General features: G+C 67.8%; 20 protein-coding genes, 10 tRNA genes and 1 pseudogene. 9 read left to right on the top strand and 22 right to left on the bottom strand.

The window, feature by feature from the left end; all coding sequences use genetic code 11:
- Positions 1 to 398: 398 nt before the first annotated feature.
- From J2Z79_RS13780 to J2Z79_RS13735, 10 genes are all read right to left on the bottom strand, one after another.
- The gene (locus J2Z79_RS13780; protein ID WP_209467465.1) at positions 399 to 1,565 is read right to left on the bottom strand and encodes an MFS transporter; all 1,167 of its coding nucleotides are present in this window, start codon (positions 1,563 to 1,565) and stop codon (positions 399 to 401) included.
- A gap of 125 nt (positions 1,566 to 1,690) precedes the next feature.
- A tRNA-Asp gene (locus J2Z79_RS13775) sits at positions 1,691 to 1,767 on the bottom strand.
- Between the two features lie 185 nt (positions 1,768 to 1,952).
- Positions 1,953 to 2,028, bottom strand: a tRNA-Val gene (locus J2Z79_RS13770).
- Between the two features lie 35 nt (positions 2,029 to 2,063).
- A tRNA-Ala gene (locus J2Z79_RS13765) sits at positions 2,064 to 2,139 on the bottom strand.
- A gap of 7 nt (positions 2,140 to 2,146) precedes the next feature.
- Positions 2,147 to 2,222: transfer RNA gene (locus J2Z79_RS13760), tRNA-Gly, on the bottom strand.
- A gap of 3 nt (positions 2,223 to 2,225) precedes the next feature.
- Positions 2,226 to 2,300 (bottom strand) — tRNA-Asn (locus J2Z79_RS13755).
- A gap of 7 nt (positions 2,301 to 2,307) precedes the next feature.
- Positions 2,308 to 2,381, bottom strand: a tRNA-Gln gene (locus J2Z79_RS13750).
- A gap of 8 nt (positions 2,382 to 2,389) precedes the next feature.
- A tRNA-Ser gene (locus J2Z79_RS13745) sits at positions 2,390 to 2,478 on the bottom strand.
- 4 nt (positions 2,479 to 2,482) lie between these two features.
- A tRNA-Glu gene (locus tag J2Z79_RS13740) sits at positions 2,483 to 2,558 on the bottom strand.
- Between the two features lie 5 nt (positions 2,559 to 2,563).
- Positions 2,564 to 2,639 (bottom strand) — tRNA-Lys (locus tag J2Z79_RS13735).
- 257 nt (positions 2,640 to 2,896) lie between these two features.
- On the opposite strand from J2Z79_RS13735, the gene J2Z79_RS13730 reads away from it, so the two are divergent.
- On the top strand, positions 2,897 to 3,472 hold the full coding sequence (locus J2Z79_RS13730; RefSeq protein ID WP_209467464.1) for a GNAT family N-acetyltransferase: 576 nt from the start codon (positions 2,897 to 2,899) through the stop codon (positions 3,470 to 3,472).
- A gap of 54 nt (positions 3,473 to 3,526) precedes the next feature.
- Here J2Z79_RS13730 and J2Z79_RS13725 read toward each other — a convergent pair whose 3' ends face one another.
- From J2Z79_RS13725 to J2Z79_RS13695, 7 genes and pseudogenes are all read right to left on the bottom strand, one after another.
- Positions 3,527 to 3,982 carry a PaaI family thioesterase gene (locus J2Z79_RS13725; RefSeq protein WP_209467463.1) on the bottom strand — a complete coding sequence of 152 codons (456 nt, stop codon included), beginning with the start codon at positions 3,980 to 3,982 and terminating at the stop codon, positions 3,527 to 3,529.
- 207 nt (positions 3,983 to 4,189) lie between these two features.
- Positions 4,190 to 6,205 (bottom strand): sodium-translocating pyrophosphatase, encoded by a 2,016-nt coding sequence (locus J2Z79_RS13720; RefSeq protein WP_209467469.1) that lies wholly within the window; start codon positions 6,203 to 6,205, stop codon positions 4,190 to 4,192.
- Between the two features lie 230 nt (positions 6,206 to 6,435).
- The gene (gene ytxC / locus J2Z79_RS13715; protein ID WP_209467462.1) at positions 6,436 to 7,356 is read right to left on the bottom strand and encodes a putative sporulation protein YtxC; all 921 of its coding nucleotides are present in this window, start codon (positions 7,354 to 7,356) and stop codon (positions 6,436 to 6,438) included.
- Between the two features lie 105 nt (positions 7,357 to 7,461).
- Positions 7,462 to 7,896, bottom strand: coding sequence for a vitamin K epoxide reductase family protein (locus J2Z79_RS13710; RefSeq protein WP_209467461.1), 435 nt, complete (start codon positions 7,894 to 7,896; stop codon positions 7,462 to 7,464).
- Positions 7,893 to 8,348 (bottom strand): annotated as a pseudogene (locus tag J2Z79_RS13705) (DsbA family protein); the annotation flags it as partial. The pseudogene J2Z79_RS13705 and the gene J2Z79_RS13710, both read right to left, overlap by 4 nt.
- A gap of 12 nt (positions 8,349 to 8,360) precedes the next feature.
- Positions 8,361 to 8,597, bottom strand: coding sequence for a hypothetical protein (locus tag J2Z79_RS13700; RefSeq protein ID WP_209467459.1), 237 nt, complete (start codon positions 8,595 to 8,597; stop codon positions 8,361 to 8,363).
- A 350-nt stretch (positions 8,598 to 8,947) separates the two neighbouring features.
- Positions 8,948 to 9,022: transfer RNA gene (locus J2Z79_RS13695), tRNA-Cys, on the bottom strand.
- A 189-nt stretch (positions 9,023 to 9,211) separates the two neighbouring features.
- Between J2Z79_RS13695 and J2Z79_RS13690 the strand changes: the two genes are divergently transcribed.
- The 4 genes from J2Z79_RS13690 (at position 9,212) to J2Z79_RS13675 (ending at position 11,241) form a co-directional block, all read left to right on the top strand.
- On the top strand, positions 9,212 to 9,433 hold the full coding sequence (locus J2Z79_RS13690; protein ID WP_209467458.1) for a hypothetical protein: 222 nt from the start codon (positions 9,212 to 9,214) through the stop codon (positions 9,431 to 9,433).
- Positions 9,434 to 9,481: 48 nt separating this feature from the next.
- Positions 9,482 to 10,360: a hypothetical protein gene (locus J2Z79_RS13685; protein WP_209467457.1), complete on the top strand. Its 879-nt coding sequence runs from the start codon at positions 9,482 to 9,484 to the stop codon at positions 10,358 to 10,360.
- A 35-nt stretch (positions 10,361 to 10,395) separates the two neighbouring features.
- Positions 10,396 to 10,860 (top strand): DUF2103 domain-containing protein, encoded by a 465-nt coding sequence (locus J2Z79_RS13680; RefSeq protein ID WP_209467456.1) that lies wholly within the window; start codon positions 10,396 to 10,398, stop codon positions 10,858 to 10,860.
- Positions 10,861 to 10,962: 102 nt separating this feature from the next.
- Positions 10,963 to 11,241 (top strand): DUF3243 domain-containing protein, encoded by a 279-nt coding sequence (locus J2Z79_RS13675; protein WP_209467455.1) that lies wholly within the window; start codon positions 10,963 to 10,965, stop codon positions 11,239 to 11,241.
- Positions 11,242 to 11,298: 57 nt separating this feature from the next.
- Here J2Z79_RS13675 and J2Z79_RS13670 read toward each other — a convergent pair whose 3' ends face one another.
- Entirely contained in the window at positions 11,299 to 12,261 is a 963-nt protein-coding gene (locus tag J2Z79_RS13670; RefSeq protein WP_209467454.1) for an NAD(P)H-dependent flavin oxidoreductase, read from the bottom strand.
- Positions 12,262 to 12,355: 94 nt separating this feature from the next.
- On the opposite strand from J2Z79_RS13670, the gene J2Z79_RS13665 reads away from it, so the two are divergent.
- The 3 genes from J2Z79_RS13665 (at position 12,356) to J2Z79_RS13660 (ending at position 13,164) form a co-directional block, all read left to right on the top strand.
- Positions 12,356 to 12,523, top strand: coding sequence for a hypothetical protein (locus tag J2Z79_RS13665; RefSeq protein ID WP_209467453.1), 168 nt, complete (start codon positions 12,356 to 12,358; stop codon positions 12,521 to 12,523).
- A 154-nt stretch (positions 12,524 to 12,677) separates the two neighbouring features.
- Positions 12,678 to 12,812: a hypothetical protein gene (locus J2Z79_RS18960; RefSeq protein ID WP_280953729.1), complete on the top strand. Its 135-nt coding sequence runs from the start codon at positions 12,678 to 12,680 to the stop codon at positions 12,810 to 12,812.
- Between the two features lie 103 nt (positions 12,813 to 12,915).
- Entirely contained in the window at positions 12,916 to 13,164 is a 249-nt protein-coding gene (locus tag J2Z79_RS13660) for a hypothetical protein (RefSeq protein ID WP_209467452.1), read from the top strand.
- A gap of 82 nt (positions 13,165 to 13,246) precedes the next feature.
- On the opposite strand, the gene J2Z79_RS13655 is transcribed toward J2Z79_RS13660, so the two are convergent.
- Positions 13,247 to 14,062: a histidinol-phosphatase gene (locus J2Z79_RS13655; RefSeq protein ID WP_209467451.1), complete on the bottom strand. Its 816-nt coding sequence runs from the start codon at positions 14,060 to 14,062 to the stop codon at positions 13,247 to 13,249.
- Between the two features lie 141 nt (positions 14,063 to 14,203).
- Between J2Z79_RS13655 and map the strand changes: the two genes are divergently transcribed.
- Complete coding sequence (gene map / locus J2Z79_RS13650; RefSeq protein WP_209467450.1) at positions 14,204 to 14,950, top strand: type I methionyl aminopeptidase; 747 nt, start codon at positions 14,204 to 14,206, stop codon at positions 14,948 to 14,950.
- Positions 14,951 to 15,226: 276 nt separating this feature from the next.
- Here the strand turns inward: map and J2Z79_RS13645 are convergent, their stop codons facing one another.
- From J2Z79_RS13645 to J2Z79_RS13635, 3 genes are all read right to left on the bottom strand, one after another.
- Positions 15,227 to 16,228, bottom strand: a complete 1,002-nt coding sequence (locus tag J2Z79_RS13645; RefSeq protein ID WP_342589495.1) for a stalk domain-containing protein — start codon at positions 16,226 to 16,228, stop codon at positions 15,227 to 15,229.
- A 308-nt stretch (positions 16,229 to 16,536) separates the two neighbouring features.
- Positions 16,537 to 18,051 (bottom strand): ABC transporter ATP-binding protein, encoded by a 1,515-nt coding sequence (locus tag J2Z79_RS13640; RefSeq protein WP_209467449.1) that lies wholly within the window; start codon positions 18,049 to 18,051, stop codon positions 16,537 to 16,539.
- Positions 18,052 to 18,285: 234 nt separating this feature from the next.
- Entirely contained in the window at positions 18,286 to 20,049 is a 1,764-nt protein-coding gene (locus J2Z79_RS13635; RefSeq protein WP_209467448.1) for an ABC transporter ATP-binding protein, read from the bottom strand.
- Between the last annotated feature and the right edge of the window lie 21 nt (positions 20,050 to 20,070).

The following is a 20,070-nucleotide window of genomic DNA, read 5'->3' as shown; positions in this document are numbered from 1 at the left end:
TTAGGCACGCCGCCAGCGTTCGTCCTGAGCCAGGATCAAACTCTCCGTTGAAAAGTTTGCTTGGCTCCCTTGGAGTCGTCGACTCGCAGGCTTCCCTCTCTGCACTGTCTAGTTTTCAAGGTTCGAGATCCGCTGCCGTCAGGCGACAGCTTGTTCAGTTTAGCAAGCTCTTGGCCTCGTGTCAACCGGCCAGTTCGTGCCATCCGGACTTTCCAGCCGGTCGTCTCCGCCGTGAGCCCCGCCGTCGGGCGGCGGCAAGAAGAGATTCTAGCAGGCTCACGCTGCTGCGTCAACCGTCCAGATCCTGTCTCTTCACCGTCCCCGCCGACAGCCAGAGACTATCCTAGCAGGGTTACCGTCCGGATGCAAGCCCCATTTGGAAACAACGTGGGTAAAGACTAGGCATGGGCGTGACCTCTGGCCGCGATCGTGCGGCGGGTTGCCTCCGTCGCCAGGATCGTCAGGCCGGTCAGCGTCATCAGGTAGGGTGGGAACAGTCCCATGGTCAGCTGCTCCCCGAGATAGCCGAACAGCGGCGGCAGGATCAGACCGCCCACGTAGGCAAAGGCCATCTGCACGCCCATCATCGCCTGCGAGAGCCCGGCCCCGAAGTGTACCGGCGTATCGTGCAGCATGGCCGGGAAGATCGGCGCGCAGCCGAGGCCGATGGTGACCAGCCCTGCAGGCAGGGCGGCGGTCCACGGGAGGAACAGCGTCAGGACGCCGGCCACGATCAGCACCTGACCGATCCGGATCAGGCTCCCGTTGGAGACGCGCATCGCCAGGAACCCGGACAGCAGCCGGCCGCAGGTGATGCCCAAATAGAAAAGCGATACCCAGGAGGCCGCCGTCTCCGGTGCGATCCCCCTCGCCAGTACCAGGAAGGTCCCTCCCCAGAGGCCGGCCGTCCCCTCGACCCCGCAGTAGCAGAAGAAGGCCGCCAGCTGGGACTTGGCCGCCGGGATCCGGAGCAGGTCGCGGAGAGGCGGAACCTGGACATTTCCCCCCTGACCGTTCGGGCCCTGCGCCCGCCTCCACAGGGGCAGCGAGGCGACCAGCGCGATCACCAGCCCCGCCTGAAGCAGCCCCACCGTGGAATACCCGGAACGCCAGCTGCCATGCGCCAGCGAGTAGGACATGATCAGCGGGCTGAGCGTCACGCCGATGCCCCAGAAGCAGTGCAGCCAGTTCATGTGCTTCGCTTCGTAATGCAGGGCGACGAAGTTGTTCAGCCCGGCGTCGACGCTGCCGGCGCCCAGCCCCAGCGGGACCGCCCAGAGGAGGATGGCCCAGAAGCCGGGCGCGAAGGAGATGCCGAGCAGTGCAACAGCGGTCATGAGCACGCTGACGGCGGTGGTCAGGCCGGTTCCGAACCGGCGGATCACCCGCGCGCTGTTGTAGCTGGAGACGATGGTGCCGGCCGTGACGACGATGGATGCGACACCGGCCCAGGAGACCGGGACCCCGAGTGCGCTGTGCATCGTCGGCCAGGCGGTACCGAGGAGCGAGTCCGGCAGGCCGAGGCTGATAAAGGCGACGTAGATGATGACGAGCAGCGTGGTCATACGTCATCTCCATTCAGCGGATCATCGGGCGCGGGGCACTGAGCCTATTCTACTGCTGGATCAGGCTTCCGTCGACACGGGGAATGCAAAACGAGACCGCCCCGTGGACGGTCTCGCTCTACTTCTGGCGGAGGCGACGGGATTCGAACCCGCGATCTCGGCCGTGACAGGGCCGCATGTTAGGCCTCTACACCACGCCTCCAGTATGTTGGTGGTCCCTTTCGACGGCCGCCTTCGGCGCGGCGCTCCTGGCGTCGCTCCCAAGAGTCGCCTTCAACGGCCGCCTTCGGCGGCGCCTGCAGCGCCGGCCTGCAGGCGGCTAGAGATACGCTTTCGCGCTATGTCGGAAGCAGGCGCCTGTCGGCGCCTGCTTCCGACATAGCGCGTTGGTGCGCGGTAGAGGGATCGAACCTCTGACCTCATGAACGTCAATCATGCGCTCTCCCATCTGAGCTAACCGCGCATTGTTGATGCGGTGGCAGTCGCCTACCACCGCAGTGGTGGAGCTAAGGGGAGTCGAACCCCTGACCTCTTGAATGCCATTCAAGCGCTCTCCCAACTGAGCTATAGCCCCGGAAAACTGGAGCGGGTTACGAGACTCGAACTCGCGACCTCCACCTTGGCAAGGTGGCGCTCTACCAACTGAGCTAAACCCGCATGTGGCTCCGGCAGTAGGATTCGAACCTACAACCCTCCGGTTAACAGCCGGATGCTCTACCGTTGAGCTATGCCGGAATGACGGTGGTTGGGGATCCTGGATTCGAACCAGGACTACCTGATCCAGAGTCAGGCGGGCTACCGTTACCCCAATCCCCAGTCAGCGGTGGCGGAGAGGGTGGGATTCGAACCCACGGTGGCTGTTAACCACACCGCTTTTCGAGAGCGGCACCTTAAACCTCTCGGACACCTCTCCAGTATGGTGACCCCAAGGGGATTCGAACCCCTGTTTGCGCCGTGAGAGGGCGCCGTCCTAGGCCTCTAGACGATGGGGCCGGTATTGGTGGACCGCGTAGGACTCGAACCTACAACCAGACGATTAAGAGTCGCCTGCTCTACCAATTGAGCTAGCGGTCCGGGTCACGTTCTGTAGTTTAGCAGGTGCGCCGCGAGTTGTGAAGACCCAAAATGACGGGACTGACACCATACCGTGACGTCCTTGCCGTCCGGGGGCATCATCGCGGCCCGCCGCGGTCGCACAGACGCCGCTTTATTCTAGCAGGCAGGCGGATCAGCGTCAATCACCCAGCCCCTTTCACTCGGGTGGAACCATCCCGGTCGCACGTGCGTCATTACGATCGTACACCGCTTAGCTGCACGGGAGACGGATCGACATGCTACAGCTCATCACGGAACGACTTCGCCTCCGCCCCCTGGATGCCGAGGACGAGGGCGGCGTGCAAGCCCTTGCCGCCGACGAGCGCGTCGCCGCCCACAGCCTGAGCATGCCCGATCCCCTGCCCGACGGCGGGGCTGTGGCCTGGATCGCCGAGCAGCAGCAGGGCTGGGAGGCCGGCACCAGCTACGGCTTCGCCGTCTACACAGCAGAGCCCCGCGCCTTCGTCGGCGTCGTGACCCTGAAGGTCAGCCAGCGGGCCGGACGGGCGGAGCTCGGATACGCCATCATGCCCGATGCCTGGGGCCGGGGCTACGCGACCGAGGCGGCCCGGGAGGTGCTCCGGTTCGCCTTTGAGGGCCTTCACCTCCGGCGCGTCACCGCCGCCTGCCTGGCCGGCAACCGGGCCTCGATCAGGGTCCTGGAGAAACTTGGCTTCCGGCTGGAGGCGCGCCTCGAACCGGAGGAACCCGGCAGCGGCTCCGGACTTAGTATGCTCTTCTATGGCCTCATGCTTGAGGAGTATCTGGGCCGCCGCGGCGAGGCCGCCCACACAGACGGGCAACCGCAATAGGCCACAAAGAGGCCCTGCCGAACCCGGCGGGGCCTCTCGCATTTCGCACTGCTGTTACTCCTTGTCGAGGAACCTGGCCACCCGCTCTTCGTCCATGGGAGCGAAGATGCCCCGGGCCCGTGCGACCTGGTTGCCCTCCGCGTCCCGGGCCTCGGCCTTGGCGGCGATGATGCGCGTGTTCTGCTTGGCGATCCAGGCGGTGAAGTAGTAGGTCTGGCCCACCCGCAGCGGGCGCCGGTAGGTGACCTCGATCTTGCGGGTGACGGCCAGCTGCAGCTGCGCATAGATCAGCTGGCTCATGACCTCGTCGAGGACCGCGGCGATGACGCCGCTGTGGGTCACGCCGGGCGGCCCCTGAAACTCGGCGATGGGGGTAAACGTGCACTCGGTCCTGTCGCCCACCAGCCGGATGTTCAGGCGCAGCCCGAGACGGTTCTCCTGACCGCATCCGAAGCACTGCCAGTGCAACCCCTGAAGGTGGTCACGCTCGGAGACAAAGGACTCGCTCATACCAACTGCCCCTTTCGGCAGGAGATCCTCCTGGTGTATTCTACCACGAATCCGCCGGCGCCGCCGGCCAGAGGGCCTGGGCCAGGTGCGCATGCCCCTCCCTCCGTAACTAGTTTTCTCCGCCCACCGCTCCAATACCTGTCTCCCGCGCCGCACGATGGCGCGCAAAGGGCCGCCCCGGAGGGCGGCCCTCAACCTGTTCAGCAGCTAGAGCGGCAGGAGGCCGTTGCCGAACGTGGCGGCGAAGACCAGCGAGACGATGGTCATCAGCTTGATGAGGATGTTCATGGACGGGCCGGAGGTGTCCTTGAAGGGGTCGCCCACCGTATCGCCCACGACGGCCGCCTTGTGGGGCTGGGAGCCCTTGCCGCCGTGCGCGCCGCCCTCGATGTACTTCTTGGCGTTGTCCCACGCGCCGCCGGAGTTGGCCATCATGATGGCCATCATCACGCCGGTGACCAGCGCGCCGGCCAGCAGCCCGGCCAGAGCCGTGACGCCCAGGAGCCAGCCCACCGCCAGCGGCGCCGCGACGGCCATCAGGCCGGGGACGACCATCTCCTTCAGCGCCGCGCCGGTGGAGATCTCCACGCAGCGGGCGTAGTCGGGCTTGGCCTTCTCCTCCATGATGCCCTTGATCTCCCGGAACTGCCGGCGGACCTCCTCCACCATCTGCATGGCGGCCCGGCCGACGGCGTTCATCGTCATCGCACCGAACAGGAACGGCAGCATGCCGCCGATGAAGAGGCCGACGATCAGCTTCGGGTCGGTCATCGAGACGTTACCCAGGCCGGACGCGGTGGCGAAGGCGCCGAAGAGCGAAAGGGCGGTCAGGGCGGCGGAGCCGATGGCGAAGCCCTTGCCGATGGCGGCCGTGGTGTTGCCCACGGAGTCGAGCGTGTCGGTGGTCTTGCGGACCTTGGGATCGAGGTGGCTCATCTCGGCGATGCCGCCGGCGTTGTCGGCGATGGGGCCGTAGGCGTCGACGGCGACGGTCATGCCGGTGGTGGAGAGCATGCCCACGGCGGCCAGGGCGATGGTGAAGAGGCCCTGCCCGGAGCCGGCGCCCACCGCGTAGGCCACCAGGGTCGCGATGCCGATGACCAGGATCGGCAGGCCGGTGGACATCATGCCGACGCCGAGACCGGCGATGATGTTGGTGGCCGGGCCGGTCTCGGAGGCGTCAGCGATGGACTTGACGGGGCCGTAATCGCCCGAGGTGTAGTACTCGGTCAGCTGGCCGATCAGGATGCCGGCCACGAGGCCCGCCACCACCGCGGTGAAGTAGATGTGGGTGCCGTAGCCCAGGAAGGAGATGAGCCCGGCGATGACCAGGGTGACGATGCCGGCAGCGTAAGTACCCATGTTCAGGGCCTTGGCGGGGTTGGCGCCCTCCTTGCCCTTGACGAACTGCGTGCCGATGATGGAAGCGACGATGCCGCCGGCGGAGATCAGCAGCGGCAGGGCGGCCAGGTTCGGGTCGATGTCCTCGTTGACCACCGCGATGGCCATCGCGGCGATCGTCGCGCCGACGTAGGACTCGAAGAGGTCGGCGCCCATGCCGGCGACGTCGCCGACGTTGTCACCGACGTTGTCGGCGATGACGGCCGGGTTGCGCGGGTCGTCCTCGGGGATGCCGGCCTCCACCTTGCCCACCAGGTCAGCGCCGACGTCCGCAGCCTTGGTGTAGATGCCGCCGCCGACGCGGGCGAAGAGGGCGATGGAGGAGGCGCCCAGGGCGAAGCCGTTCACGATGTCCGGGTTGCCGAAGATCATATAGATGATGCCGACGCCGAGCATGCCGAGGCCCACGACGGAGAGACCCATGACGGCGCCGCCGGAGAAGGCGATGTCCAGCGCCTTGTTGAGGCCGTGCTGGGCAGCGTTCGCGGTGCGGACGTTGGCCTGGGTGGCCACGCGCATGCCGAAGTTGCCAGCCAGGATGGAGCAGACTGCGCCGGTGACGAAGGCGATGGCCGTCTGCCACTGCATGGCATCGGTGGTAAAGCCAGCAATAACGATGATGGCTGCGAGGGCGAGCACGAAGTAGACCAGGGTCCGGTACTCCCGATTGAGGAAGGCCATGGCGCCATCGTGGATGGCGGCCGCGATCTCCCGCATGCGGGGGGTGCCTGGATCCTGCCGGTTGATCTTGCTCGCCAGCAGGTAGGCTGTGAGCAGTGCCAGCGCTCCGGCCACTGGCGCGGTCCAGGCCAAGCTTGCCATGTTCACTGAATCCGATCTCCTTTCCAACCTCTAGCATAGACTGACCCAATGCTAGTTATCCAGGACAGGGGATAATTCCTCCCATTCCGGGCACAACATTGTGTGGAGGGAAGATGCAGCCTCGTCAGTACCAACCGATCAGTCGGAAATGACACAAGGAGGGCAGCCACCCTCCTTGTGGAGCGACAAAGGTTGTGAGAACTTAGACCATCGTGGTACTCCATTCACGGCTAGTGGTGAAGCGACGCCGGCGACGGCTCGCAGGTGCCCGCCCGGGCCGGGCTGCAGATGGCGCAGCCCTCGCACTCCACGGTCCGGTCGCCGAACACGCCGAGGATCGTCTCCCATGCCTCGTCGCGCCCAGGCGGCCGGCCCGTCCGGTGGACGGTGAGCGTGCGGGGCGCCAGGGTGATCAGCGCCGAGATCAGGAGGTCCTCGTAGTTGACCTCGCTCTCCACCATCTCGACGACGAACTCCTCCAGGGCCTCGCTGCGGATGGCGCCGCCGTCGTCGTCCACCAGCCGGAAGGAGCCTTCCGGGCCCAGTAGCACGTGGACATGCGCAATGCGGGGTTCCTGGATCTCGACGAAGTGCCTGAGGAGTCGGATGAACTCGCGGTACTCCCGTTCCATCAGGAACTCGTCAACCGCCCGGTCCACGGCGTCTTCCAGCTCCTCGATGTAATCGCGCAGCCGGAAGTTCACGAAGCCCTCCAGCACCAGCTCGTCGGCTGTGTCGAGGTAGTCGCGCAACCGGTGGAGGATCTTGCTCTTGCGGTTGACCGCATACCCGTGGTGAGAGTCGCCGTTTCCCCTGAGGGTGCGTCCTGTATAGTCCGCGATGAGATCCTGCTCGTCCCGAGAGAAGTAGGAGTACGAACCGCGGATGATCTTGCGGATCAGGTCGCGCTCCCATTTCTCCACGATCACGTCAGACAGGGCGCTGGCGACATAGTGACGCAGGAGGGCATCCGTCCGGGACGACCGGGCGTCCCCACCGTCGATCTCGCAGTCGAGAAAGGCGAAGTGGCCCCTGTGCGATTGCCCGATGCGGACCCTGACGCCCTCTTCCTCGAGCAGCCTGAACTCGTCGTCCAGGCGCTGGCGAATCTCGTCGATCCCTGCCGCAGTCCCTATCGTGATCGCGTGCACGGCCGTTTCACCCCTCTTTGCAGGAAATCGGCTCCGAGGGATCGCACGAAGCGTCTCGAAGCCGAGGGTATCTGCCGTAGTAGTATATGACCGGCCGCGAAAAAGCTATACAGACTGCTGGTGGCGCCGCCAGAGCACGACGGCCATGCCGAACAGTAAGACCTGGATGACGGCGGAGACGACGCACCACGTGCAGATCGCGTGGATGACAAACAGCTCCAGGTAGGTGAGGTAGGCGGAGAACAGCAGGCCGACCAGGGACGTGCCGAACAGCGCCAGCACGGTCCACTCAGCCGGCTCCCGGCCGCGCAGGGCGACAGCGGCAAGCCCCAGCACCAGCAGGTAGGCGGCGGCGCCCAGCGTGGGGATCGGAATCCCCATGATCCAGGCATAGGGGCTGTGCTGCACGGTATCGCACCCGCCGCCCCCGAAGCAGATCGCCACCGAATCCGTGGTGTAGACGTAGGTCAGGTAGGTGGAGATGGCCAGCCCGGCCACGGCCAGCACGCCGATTCCCTGCAACAGCCGTCTCAGACTCACTTGCGTTTCAACTCCTCTCTCACCGCCTCGAGAACATCATCCCAGGCTTTGATCGAGAGCGGTTTTCCATTTAGGACGAAGGTCGGGGTTCCGTTGATACCAAGTTCCTGCGCGGCCTCGTACTGCTCGATCACGCGGGGCAGGAGCTCGTCCGCCTTCTCGTCCGAGGCCAGGCACTGGGCGAAGGCGGCGGTGTCGAGGCCGAGGTCGGCCGCGTACCGGTTCAGCAGGGCGTCCAGGTCGTCGACGGTCTTCTGCGCCCGGATCCCCTGCGCCTGGTTCCTCAGGATGTGGCCGTGCATGGCCCACCAGTAGCCCTGTTCGCCCGCGCACTCCACGGCGACGATGGCGCGCCCCGTGGCCTGGAAGATGGGCAGGTAGTGGACCTCGAACCGAATCTCGCCGGATGCTGCCAGGTCCGCCAACTGCGGACTCACGACCTCGTGGGCCGTGGCGCAGGCCGGTCAGGCATAGTCCATGTACTCGATGACCGTGACCGGGGCATCCTCTCTGCCGATCGCGTTCCGCACCGCCCCCCGCTCGGCGTCGCTGAGCACGCCGCCGGACGGCGCCTCGGAACCGCCGCCCCGGGTGGACCAGAGGCTGGCCCCGATCAGACCGCCCGCGAGCAGGACGGCGACTGCCGACACCGCCCAGATGGCTGTGGAGGAGCGACCCTTGCCGCGCTGCCGTGTGTTCACCGTTCTTGCACACCCTTCGACTCGTGTTTGGCTTCAGCGGTCACGCCCTTGTTATTCCACGCGCGACCGCCGCTTCTCCTTCCGCAGCCGCGCGTCGCCCCGAAGGCGCGCAGCGGGCGGGCCCTCGGTCGGCCCGCCCGATTGGAGACTAGATGCCCCACCAAGGGAACTTGTTGAACTTCCAGAAGGGGAACTTAAAGAATGGCTTCTTAAAGAAAGGCTTACCGAACATAGTGGGTCCCCACCTCCGGTCCAGCGTATGCCGGCTTCTCATGTTATGTTAACCTATCCGTTCCGGCGGCCGGACGCGGAAGTCGCCCGGCTGCACACGGCAACCGGGCGACTTCATCTGGAGGTGGGTGTGGGATTTGAACCCACGGATAACGGTTTTGCAGACCGCCGCGTTACCACTTCGCCAACCCACCGCTCTGCGGCACGGCCCATTCTATCACAGTGCGCGGCGAGCCGTCAATCGCCCGCCGCGCCCGAGGCAAGCAGAGTGGGCGTCGATCTTTTCATACTAGACCCTTCTGAACCGATCGTCTATAATAAGTCCTTAGCACCGCAGTGCTTTCGTGCATGTCATGTGATACTTGCAGTGGGGAGGCGCTCTGGTGAGTCTCAACGAACTGGTGCTTTGGTGGTCTCTGTTCCTGGTCAGCAACGCCATCCTCGCCGCCGCCACCGGCCTGCTGGTGAAGGCCGGGCCCTTTGCCAGGGTCCGCGTACCGGCGCTGCTGTCCACTTTCCTCTTCATCTGCGGCCTGACCCTGTTCCTGGTTGCGGGCAAGCAGAACCTCCTGCAGGCGACCATCGCCGCGATCACCGGCCACTGATCGCCCGGATCGCTTCGGGAGCGGGGGGCTGCGCCGGGGGGAGATGCAATGTCGCTAGCCAGGCTGCGGCAGTTATTCGACTCAGGTGCCTACCTCCAGGCCCGCAGGGAGGCGGAGCGTCTGCTGCCCGGTGATCTCACCGCTGCGGAGCGGGGCGAGGTCCTCTGTCTGGCCGGCCGTGCCGCCCTGCTGCTGGGCGACCTCTACGCCGCCGTGCGTCTGACCGAGCAGGCCGCCGTCGCCGCCGCGGCCGCAGGCGACGCTGCAACCGAGAGCAGCGCACGCCTCTCCCTGGGGGAGGCGTGTCTCCGCATTGGCGAGGCCCGCCGCGCGGCCGACCACCTTTCCACCTATCTCGCCCGGCGGCCCGAGGAGATGGCCGCTCACGACGGCGACGCACACTGGTTCCTGGCGATGGCGCACCAGCAGCTGCGCGACTACGCGGCGGCCATCGGGCACTTCGAGGAGGCCGCAGCCAGCTTCACCGCCCGGCGGCGCTCGCACGACCGGGCCCGGGCCCTGCTCGGCATCGCCCGCTGCTACCTGGGGGTCGGCGCACCGGACCTGGCGGAACCGCCCCTCGCCGCGGTGAACGAGTACCTGAGGGAGAACCCGTCGGACACGCTCGCCGCCGAGCTGCTCTGCGCCCGGGCGCTGCAGGCGCACCTGGAGGGGGATCTGGCCGGCTCGGCCCGGCTCTGCCAGGAGGTGTTCGTCCCCGGCCGCCCGGGGGTTACCCCGGGGCACATCGGCGAGGCTGCCTGGGTCATGGGCGAGAACGCCCTGGAGATCGGACGCCTGGAGGAGGCCCACCTGTTTGCCGAGTGGGCCATGGATCACGCCATGCAGGCCAACTCGCCCGGTCTCATCAACCGCATTCTCGACCTGCAGCGCAGAATCCGCACCCGCCGGCAGGACGACGGCTAGCACCGCGAGCACGACGTAGCGAGGATTGAGGCCTGTTGAAGAAGTACCGCGCGGGCAAGATCAAGCGGGAGCACAGCGTGATCGAACAGCTCTGGCCGGTGCTGGAGCACATCGCCGAGTGCGACCTGGTCACCAGCATCATCCCCGGCCCGATCAGCCCCCTGGGTACCCACGGCTTCGAGGTCACCTTCCAGCGGTTCACCGAGACAGGCCTCCGGCTGCTGGCGAAAAACGGCGCCGCAGTCCAGGAGGTCTATTTGGTCGCGCCCGACAAGCAGTCGACCCTGGAATGGCTGGCCGCCGAGGGGATCGTGGCCTGGAAGCCCCCGCGCAAGGCGACCCCGCAGCGCCGCCCGGTGCCGGAGCCGCTCAGGACGGTCGTGCTGCCCTCCGACATGGCCTGCTCCGTCTGCGGGCGGGCGATGCGCGCCGGAACACGCGCCGCCCAGTTGGGGCGGAAGCGGTACACCTACGCCCACGTCCGCTGCGCGCAGAAGTGAGTTGGGATTGCAGGCATGATCGCGCGCTCCTGTGCGCAGACTACTGGCTGAGGCCAAGGGTGGCCGAATTCCGTGTATGCGGCACAGGAGGTCAAAGCGAGTATGAGTAACGTCTCCCCCGACACCCCGATCCTGGAATCCTTTGAGCAGTGGAAGCAGTTTCTGTCGGAACGGGTAAATGAGGCGAAGCGGGCCGGTGCCTCGGAGTCGACGATCGCCACTGCGGCCGCCAACATCGGCAACTTCCTCGCCCAGAAGGTCGACCCCCGCAACCGTGAGCAGCGGCTGCTGAAGGAGCTCTGGGACGTGGGAACCAAGGAGGAGCAGCAGGCCCTGGCGAGCATGATCACCAAGATGGTCTCCGACGGCAAGGTCCACTAGGAATGGCGAGGGGGCGGTCCCTGCGGGCCGCCCTTTCCGTGTGCTCGCTGCCGCCGGTCAGACGCCGAGGGCGCGCATCCGCTCGCCCACGGCCCTCGCCTCGGCCAGGATGCGCCCGAACAGCTCGGCCACCGTGGGGATGTCCCGGATCAGGCCCACGCCCTGCCCGGCGTAGACGAACCCCTCGTCCAGCTTCCCCTCCACTGCCGCCTTCGCGTTCACCTGCCCCGAGATGAGCGGCAGGAGCTCCTCCAGGGTGGCGCCCCGCGCCTCGGCCTCCAGCACCCGCTCGGCCCCGCCGGTCTTCAGCACGCGGGCCGGCCGGCCGATGGACCGCTCCATGATGACCGTCTCGTTCTCCCGGGTCTCCAGCAGGAGCCGCTTGTAGTTCTCGTGGGCCGGACACTCCTGCACCGCCACGAAGCGCGTGCCCATCTCGATGCCGTCCGCACCGAGGGCCAGCGCGGCCACGAGCCCGCGGCCGTCGACGATGCCGCCGCTGGCCACGACGGGGATCTTCACCGACTCCACGATGCGGGGGATCAGCGCCATGGTGCCCACGTCGTCCTTCCCCAGGTGGCCGCCGCCGTCGTACCCGACCGCGATCACCGCGTCTGCGCCCAGCGACTCGGCCTTCTGCGCCGCCCGCACGCCGGCCACCAGGATGATCTTCTTCACGCCCGGCACCCGGGCGTCGATGTACTTCATGTAGGGCTCGGGGTTTCCGCCGGTGATGGTGACGATGCGCACCCCCTCCTCGAGGGCGACGTCGATGTAGGCCTCGAGGGTCCGGTAGCCCATCGCGAAGTTGACACCGAAGGGCTTCCCGGTGCGGGCCTTCACCTTGCGGATCTCGGCCCGGAGCGCCTCGGGGTCGCCCAGCGTGGCCGCGGTGATCTGCCCCAGGCCGCCGGCCTCGGAGACGGCGGCGCACAGGTCGGCCAGGGCCAGGTAGGCCAGCCCGCCCTGGATGATGGGGTACTGGATCGAGAGCAGGTCACACAGACGGGTCCGCAGCATGTGCACTCAACCTCCTCGTGCGAGTAATTAACCCGGGGCGCTGGGGAATCCTGCTCGTGAGAAGCGCAATTCTGGATTGAAAGGAAGTGTGCCCATGCCTCCCTACCGCCTGGCCCAGCTCACCGACGAGCAGCTCGCGCTGATCGAGGCGCTGGAAAACGACCTGGGCCTCACGCTGGTCGCCTGGGAGCCCACAGACGAGGCGCCAGGAGATGAGGAGCAGCTCGAAGGATCCGGCCAGCAGGGCTCCGGTCAGCGCTGAGCGAAAGGCCCGGAGTCCCTCTGGCGCACGGCAGTGACCGGGCCCGGCCACCGCCGGCGACGCGTCTGACTCCACCGGATTCCTGATGAAGCGGGGCTTCCGTCCCTATCAGCGCACGCTGCACCTGGTACAGGAGGTTGCTTCCCTTCCGCCCGTGGCAGAGGAGCCCATCCGCCGGTGCGAGGCCATGATGCGCGCGCTGAACCGCCGGCTCGGCTTCACGGTGGCGTACAGCCACCTGCGCCTGGAACGGCTCCCCGGGCACCCCCGCTCGCCGTCGGACGTATGATGTGGCGGAGCCGCAGGCCCCACGGACCCCGGGGAACTCTGCGGCCGCTTTCACCAGCCGCCTCCGGCATCCATAGACTGTGTAGGAGAGGAGGTGCACCGCTTTGCAATACGGTGGCTTTGGCAAGATCCCGGCATTCTCCCCTTTCATCGGCGCGCAGGCCGGCGCTGATGACCTGTTCATCGCCCCGGGTGCGGCGGCCTATCCCGCCGCGAACGCAACGGTCTACCGCGTCTACGAGTACGCCGTTCCCGTGACGACCGTTGCGACCGTTCCCTCCGCGTACCCAACGACTGCCGGCATTCCGGGGATCGCAGCCTACCCGGCGGGCAAGGGCTTCTGGGGCGTGTAGACCTCCTGAGCCGTGCAGCGAAAAGACGAGACGAGCGGGGCTCCCGTCAGGGAGGACCCGCTCGCTCTGTTCTCTCACGCGCTCACGCCAGCGGCACCATCCGGCGGCGCCGCCCCTCGAACCGGGCCACCTGGGTGAAGCCCGTACGCAGGGCCAGGTCCCGGGCGTCCTCGAAGCCCCAGCCCACCTCCCCGGGTGCGTGGGCGTCCGAGGAGATGACCAGCGGCACGCCGCGCTCGCAGCAGGCCCGCAGCAGGGCCGGGGCGGGGTAGACCTCGCCCACGGGCTTGCGCAGGCCGGCCGTGGAGAGCTCGATGGCCACGCCGGCCCGGGCGATGGCGTCGGCCAGCTCGGCGTAGGCGGCGTCCAGCGAGTGCGCAGGCCGGTGGCCGAACTTCTTGATCAGGTCGATGTGGGCGAGGAAGTCGAACAGACCGCTTTCTGCCGCCGCCCGCTCCAGGGCGAAGAAGCGGTCGTACAGCGCGCCGATGTCCCACTCGTCGTAGCGGCGCACGTAGTCGGGGTGGTCGAAGTTCCATTCGCCGAGGAAGTGGACCGAGCCGATCACGTAGTCCCACGGGTAGGCCTCCAGCAGCCGGGAGAGGGCCTCCTCGTGGCCGGGGACGTAATCGGCCTCAAGACCCAGGCGGACGGGGATCTCCGGGTATCGCTCCCGGATGCGCAGCACGTCGGACACGTACTCCTCCAGCTCCGCCATGGCCATGGCGCAGGTGGGGTCGCGCCGCTCCTCGGGAAGCCAGTACATGGGGACGTGGTCGGAGAAGCCGATCTCGCCCAGGCCCCGGGCGATGGCCGCCTCCACGTAAGCCTCCATGCTGCCCGTGGCGTGGCCGCAGCGGACGGTGTGGGTGTGGTAGTCTGCCAGGCGGTTCAGCACGATGGGAATCGCCTCCTTGGCCGTGAGGTTCGCCCCGGCCGGACGGGACTCCTCCTGGGACAGATTCGCATGATTGACTTCCTGATGTGAACCAGATGCGGTAGGATGAATGGAGAAGCATTCTGGCTAGGGGGCTATGTATTGATCAAGCTGAAATCGCAGCGGGAGATCGCCATCATGCGGGATGCCGGCCGGATCGTGGCGGAGTGCCATGCCGCCCTGGCGGAGAAGGTGCAGCCGGGCGTCACCACGCGGGAGCTCGACCGCTTCGTGGAGCAGTTCCTCGCCCGGTGGGGCGCCACGCCCAGCTTCAAGGGGTACAACGGCTTCCCGGCGTCGATCTGCGCGTCGGTGGACGACGTGATCTGCCACGGCTTCCCCTCCGGAAAGAAGCTGAAGCCCGGCCAGGTGGTCACCATCGACATCGGCGCCTACTACAAGGGCTATCACGGCGACTCCGCCTGGACGTACGCGGTGGGCGAGGTCTCGCCTTCGGTCAGGGAACTGATGCGGGTGACGGAGGAGGCGCTCTACGCCGCCATCGCCGTTGCCCTGCCGGGGAACCGGATGGGCGACATCGGGCACGCGATCCAGACGCTGGCCGAGGCCCACGGATTCGGCGTGGTCCGGGACTTCATCGGCCACGGCGTAGGGCAGAACCTGCACGAGCCGCCCGAGGTGCCCCACTACGGCACGCCGGGCACGGGCCTCACCCTGCGGCCGGGCATGACCATCGCCATCGAGCCGATGATCACGATGGGAGACTGGCGGGCCAAGGTCGACCCCGACGGCTGGACCGCCCGCACGGTGGACGGGTCCATCTGCGTGCAGTACGAGCATACGGTGGCGATCACGGAAAACGGGCCTGAGATCCTGACGAAGCTATAGCGCGACGGAACCCGCAGGTGCCTGCCACCCGCGGGTTCCTGTGGTTCTACGGCTCGGCTGCGCCGTCTTCCATCAGCTCCGGACCGGGGGCGCTGTTGGCGTACCGCTCGTCCGCTTTCGCTCCGGGGCGCAGCTTGCCGGGCTCGTCCCGGCCGGGCCCCATCGTCTGCCCCGCGCATGCACGTGGACCCGGCGCAGGTGTTCCGCTGCGGAGGAAAAAGCACTTCCGGAGGGCAGACGGCCCGTTCCGGAAGTGCCTTCTCGTTTATCCTGGCTTTACTCCGTGTAGGAGCTGGCCGGGTCGATGCCGATGGTGCTGGTCTCGGCATCCCAGGTGACGCCGAAGTCGATGGCCTTGGCGATATCGCGCAGCTTGAAGTAGTTGTAGCCGCCGATGTTGTAGGCCGTGACCTCCACCTCAGCGCCGTTGACGTAGACCTTGGCCGTGGTGGGCGTGGCCTGCTGGGCCGCAGCCTCGCCGGAGGCGGTGAGCTCGCCGCCGACCGGGGTGTAGGCCGTGCCGGAGACGAGGTTGATGGCGTTCTTCTCCTCGTCCCAGGTCACCTCGAACTGCTTCGCGCTGCCGCTCAGGGCCGCGGCCAGGTCGCGGAGCTTGAAGTAGTTGTAGCCGTCGATGTTGTAGGCCTCGAAGGCGACCGCCTCGCCGTTCACCAGCACGGTGGACGGGGTGGGAACCGCGGCGACGGCCTCGGACTGGGCCTCCGGAGCGGGCTCCTCGGCGGGCTCAGCAACCGGCTGCTCAGCAGGCTGCTCGGCAGGCTCGGTGGCCGGCTCCTCAGCAGGCTGCTCGGCAGGCTCGGCGGCCGGCTCCTCAGCAGGCTCGGTGGCGGGCTCGCCGGCCCCCGGGGCCACGAGCTCGATCGCGACCTCCGTCGCCATGGCGGCCTCAGGGGCTGCCATCACGTGGTAGTAACCGGGGGTGGTGAGGGTGAAGGAGTCGCCTTCAAACTGGACCGGGCGGACATGGTTCCCAAACATAACGAACCCGCCGGAGACCACGATCGAATCGTACTCGTCAACGTTCACCCAGAGAGGAGTGTCGCCGTGGAAGGAAACCGTCACGGGCGCCTCGGCCTTCAGAAGGACAGGAAAGGCTTCCACCCGCTCCACGACGTTCGTAACCGTGAAGTACGCACCACGGCCGGACTGGACGTCGACACGCACCTCCTCGGCCGCCAGGGCCGGGGACACAGCGAACAGGGATGCCACGATACCCAGAGCCACTGTTGCAGAGATAACCTTCATGGACCTGTGCACGAATTCGACCTCCTGTGATCAGTTGCTAAATCCTGGACTGTGCGATTCAGTATATCAGGAAGCTGGTATGGTCCGAACTGGCACTTTCGTTGCGGGTATTACTCCCTACAGGCCAGTATTAATAGTACTAAAGTACTACCCCTGCCTGTCAAGGCATAGCTCCCAGACCGGTCGGAGGGATCCACCCGAGTTCTCCAGCACCCCGCGAGTGGGATCTCCTCCCCCTCCGCCATTCCGCCGCTGCGGGAGGCAGCCCGGGGCAGCTCATCGCCGGCCGCCCGGCACCGCCATCGCCACCGCTTCGGTTCTTACGGAGCGCCCTCCGCGGATGCGGACCACAGGTCCCGCATCGCCGGGCAGGTCTCGAGGAGTTCCTCCAGCCGGCCGCACCCGACGATGCGTCCGCCGTCGAGGACGATGATGCGGTGCGCCTGCCGCAGCACGGCGGGGCGGTGCGACACCGCCACGCACGCGACCCCGCGGGCCAGAACCCGCCGCCACAGCTGCTGCTCCGTCTCCACGTCGAGGGCGCTGGAGATGTCGTCGAACACGAACAGCTCCGGCTCCCGGACCGGCGCCCGGGCCACAGCCGTGCGCTGGATCTGCCCCCCGGAGAGCCGCACCCCGCGGGTCCCGATCACCGTGTCCAGCCCCTGCGGGAACGCCAGGAGGTCCCGCTCCAGGGCCGAGTCGCGCACGGCCCGGCGCAGCGCCTCGTCGGCACAGGGCAGGCCGAGGCAGATGTTCTCCCTGACGGTTCCGGAGAGCAGCACGGGCACCTGCGGCACGTAGGCGACCCGCGGGGGCACGAGGAACTCGCCGGGGCGTGCCACGGCGCGCCCGTTCCAGAACCGCTCGCCGGACTGGGTCTCGACGAGGCCCAGCATGGCCCTGAGCAGCGTGCTCTTGCCCGAGCCGACCCGGCCGGTGATCACCGTCAGCGTGCCGGGCTCGATTTCGAGGGAGGCGTCCTCAATCCCGCCGCCCCGAGGATGCCGGACCGTGATCCCCCTCACCGCGAAGTGCCGGAGGCGGTCCCCGGCGCTCCTGGCCGGTGCGGGGAGGTCCGGCAGCGGACCTGCCAGCGGCACCGGGTGGTGGGCCACCAGCGCCGCGGGCGGGGCGCCCTGCAGCAGGTCCACCAGCCTCCGGAAGGCGATCCGGGTCTTCTGGTACATCGCGACCAGGTAACCCACGAAGGAGGTGAACTCCGCAACCTGCGAGAGGTAGGTGGCAAACAGGGCGAAGTCGCCGATGGTGAACGTCCCGGCCCGCATCGCGGAGGCCGCCGCGAGGAGGGTCAGGCCGGTGCCCAGGTTCACGGTGCCGGTGAAGACCGCGTCCAGCGACAGGTCCTGCAGCCGCTCGCGCAGGACGGCCCGCTTGCGCTCCTCGCCCAGCCTGCGCAGGCGGGCCACGACCGCGGCCTCCGCGCCGGCGACCTGGATCGCCTGGCGGGCGGTGAAGATCTCGCCGATGACCCCCGTCACGCGGGCCGTGGCCTGGCGGCTCGCGGCCCGGTAGTGCTGAAGCCTCGTGCGCAGGAGCTGGGCGGTGGCGATGACCGCCGCCAGCGGCAGGAAGACCGCCACGGTGATTCGCGCATCGACGGTCAGAAGGACCGCGATGGCCCCGGAGGCGTAGGCAAGGGCGGCCGTCACGTCGAACGGCCAGTCCACCACCCCGTCCACGGACTCCACGTCGTCGCGCAGGGTGGAGATCGCCTCGCCGACGCTGCCCGGGGCGGTCCCGGAGCCGGACCGCCGCAGGATCCGCTCCAGCAGGTTGCGCAGCAGCAGGTGCCGGAGACCACCGCGCCCCACATGATCCCCAGCCGGCCGAGCCCGGCCGCGACCAGGAGGGCCAGTGCGGTGGGCACGTTGAAGCCCGCCGCCGCGTCCCCCTCCAGGAAATCGAACAGGGCTTTGGCCAACAGGCCCGGGATGAGGGGCCAGACGTGATAGGCGATCCAACACGCGGCCTTGGCAGCGTACAGGAGCCGCCCGTACGCGATCAGGCGCCAGACGAAGTAGTTGGTCGACGGCATGGAATGTGCGCTACCCCTCATCCGACCACCGCCCCCAGGTGCGCAGGTACCGCGCGAAGATCGAGCGGGGATCGGCCGCCAGCACCGCGCGCGGCCCGTACTCCACCACCCTGCCCCCCTCCAGAATCAGGATGTCGTCCATCCGCTCCACCGTCGACAGCCGGTGGGCCACCACGATCGCGGTCCGACCCCGGAGCAGGCGCTCGAAGGCCCTGAGCTGCAGGGCCTCGGTGGCCGGGTCCAGCCGGCTGGTGGCCTCGTCCAGGATGACCAGGCCCGGATTCTTGAGGAACACCCGGGCCAGCGCCACCAGCTGGGCCTCGCCGGCGGAGAGCGTCGCGGGGGAGACCGGGGTGTCCAGGCCCTGCGGCAGCCGGTCCACCCACTGTCGGAACCCCAGACCGTCGATCACCGCCAGGAGCCGGTCGTCCCGCACCTCCGGATCGAAGAAGGTGATGTTGTCCCGCAGGGTGGCCTCCATGATCTGCACATCCTGCGTGACGAGGCCGACGGCGGAGCGGACGGACTCCAGCCGGGCGTCGCGCAGGTTGACGCCGCCCAGCAGCACCTCGCCCTGCTGCGGGTCGTGGAACCGGAACAGCAGCCGGACCACGGTGGTCTTGCCGCTGCCGGTCCGCCCCAGCAGCCCCAGCGTGCGGCCGGGCTCCAGCCGGAAGCTCACCCCCTGCAGGACGCTGGGCCCCTCGTCCTGGCCGGTCACCGCCTCGTCATCGTATCGGAAGTGCACGTCCCTGAACTCCACCGCCAGGGGGCCCGCGGGCAGCCGGACGGTGCCGTCGACCAGGACGGACCGGGTCTCCAGCAGCTCCCGCACCCGCTGGATGCCGGCCTCGGCGCCCTGCAGCTTCTGCAGTTCGGTGCGGAGCATGTCGATGGGGCCGGCCATCATCCCCATGTAGGCGATGACCAGGTAGACCGTACCCAGCGAGATGGCGCCTAGCTGATACAGGGCGCCGCCCACCCCGAAGGCGACGGCGGTGCCGAGCACGACGAGTGTGACGGCGGTCATCCAGACGGCGCTGCGCCGGAGGTCGGCCTGAAGGCGCACGGGCACCCAGCTGCGGAGGTGCTCGAAGAGACGGCGCAGGGCGTACGGCACCGCGCCCTGGGACCGGAGGTCCTCCGAAGCCGCCATGGCCTCGCCGAGGTAGCCGTACAGAGCCGCGCTCTGCTCCCGGTCCCGTACGACGTAGGCGACGGCCGGACGCCGCACCCGGGCCAGCACGGCCGCCGCGACCGCCGCAAACAGGAGCAGCGCCAGGCCGATGCGGACGTCCTTCCAGAACCCCACCGCCACGATGCCGGCCAGCAGCAGGCCGTTCCCCACCAGGTTCACCCAGAAACTGGAGAACGACTCCGCCAGGCCGTTGACATCACCGTCGACCCGCTCGATGAGCTCGCCTGGCAGGCGGGCCTTGCAGAAGGAGGGACCCAGGGAGAGCAGGTGGGCGGTCAGCTCCTCCCGCAGGGCGTTGGTGGCGGTCCAGGCCACCTGTGCGGCCCAGTAGCCCACCAGTACGTCGCAGACCTTGGCCAGGGCCATGATGCCGACGTAGGTCAGGGCCATCCACACCAAGAGCGGCTGCGGGGCGCCGGCCCGGGCGGCGTCCAGGAACCGGCTGACGACGTTGGGCCCGGCCAGCTGCAGGCCGACGCTGGCGAGCAGGGCGACGACCATCAGGAGGACCGTGCCCCTCTGGGGCGCGATGTACTGGCGCAGGATGTGCCAGTACGAGCGCATCGGCTGCTGCAAGGAATGCACCCCTCCCCTGGA

It is taken from the genome of Symbiobacterium terraclitae (assembly GCF_017874315.1).
Taxonomy (GTDB): Bacteria; Bacillota; Sulfobacillia; order Symbiobacteriales; family Symbiobacteriaceae; genus Symbiobacterium; species Symbiobacterium terraclitae.
The sequence above is the reverse complement of the archived record's forward strand: the minus strand, read 5'-3'. Positions and strand labels throughout refer to the sequence as shown.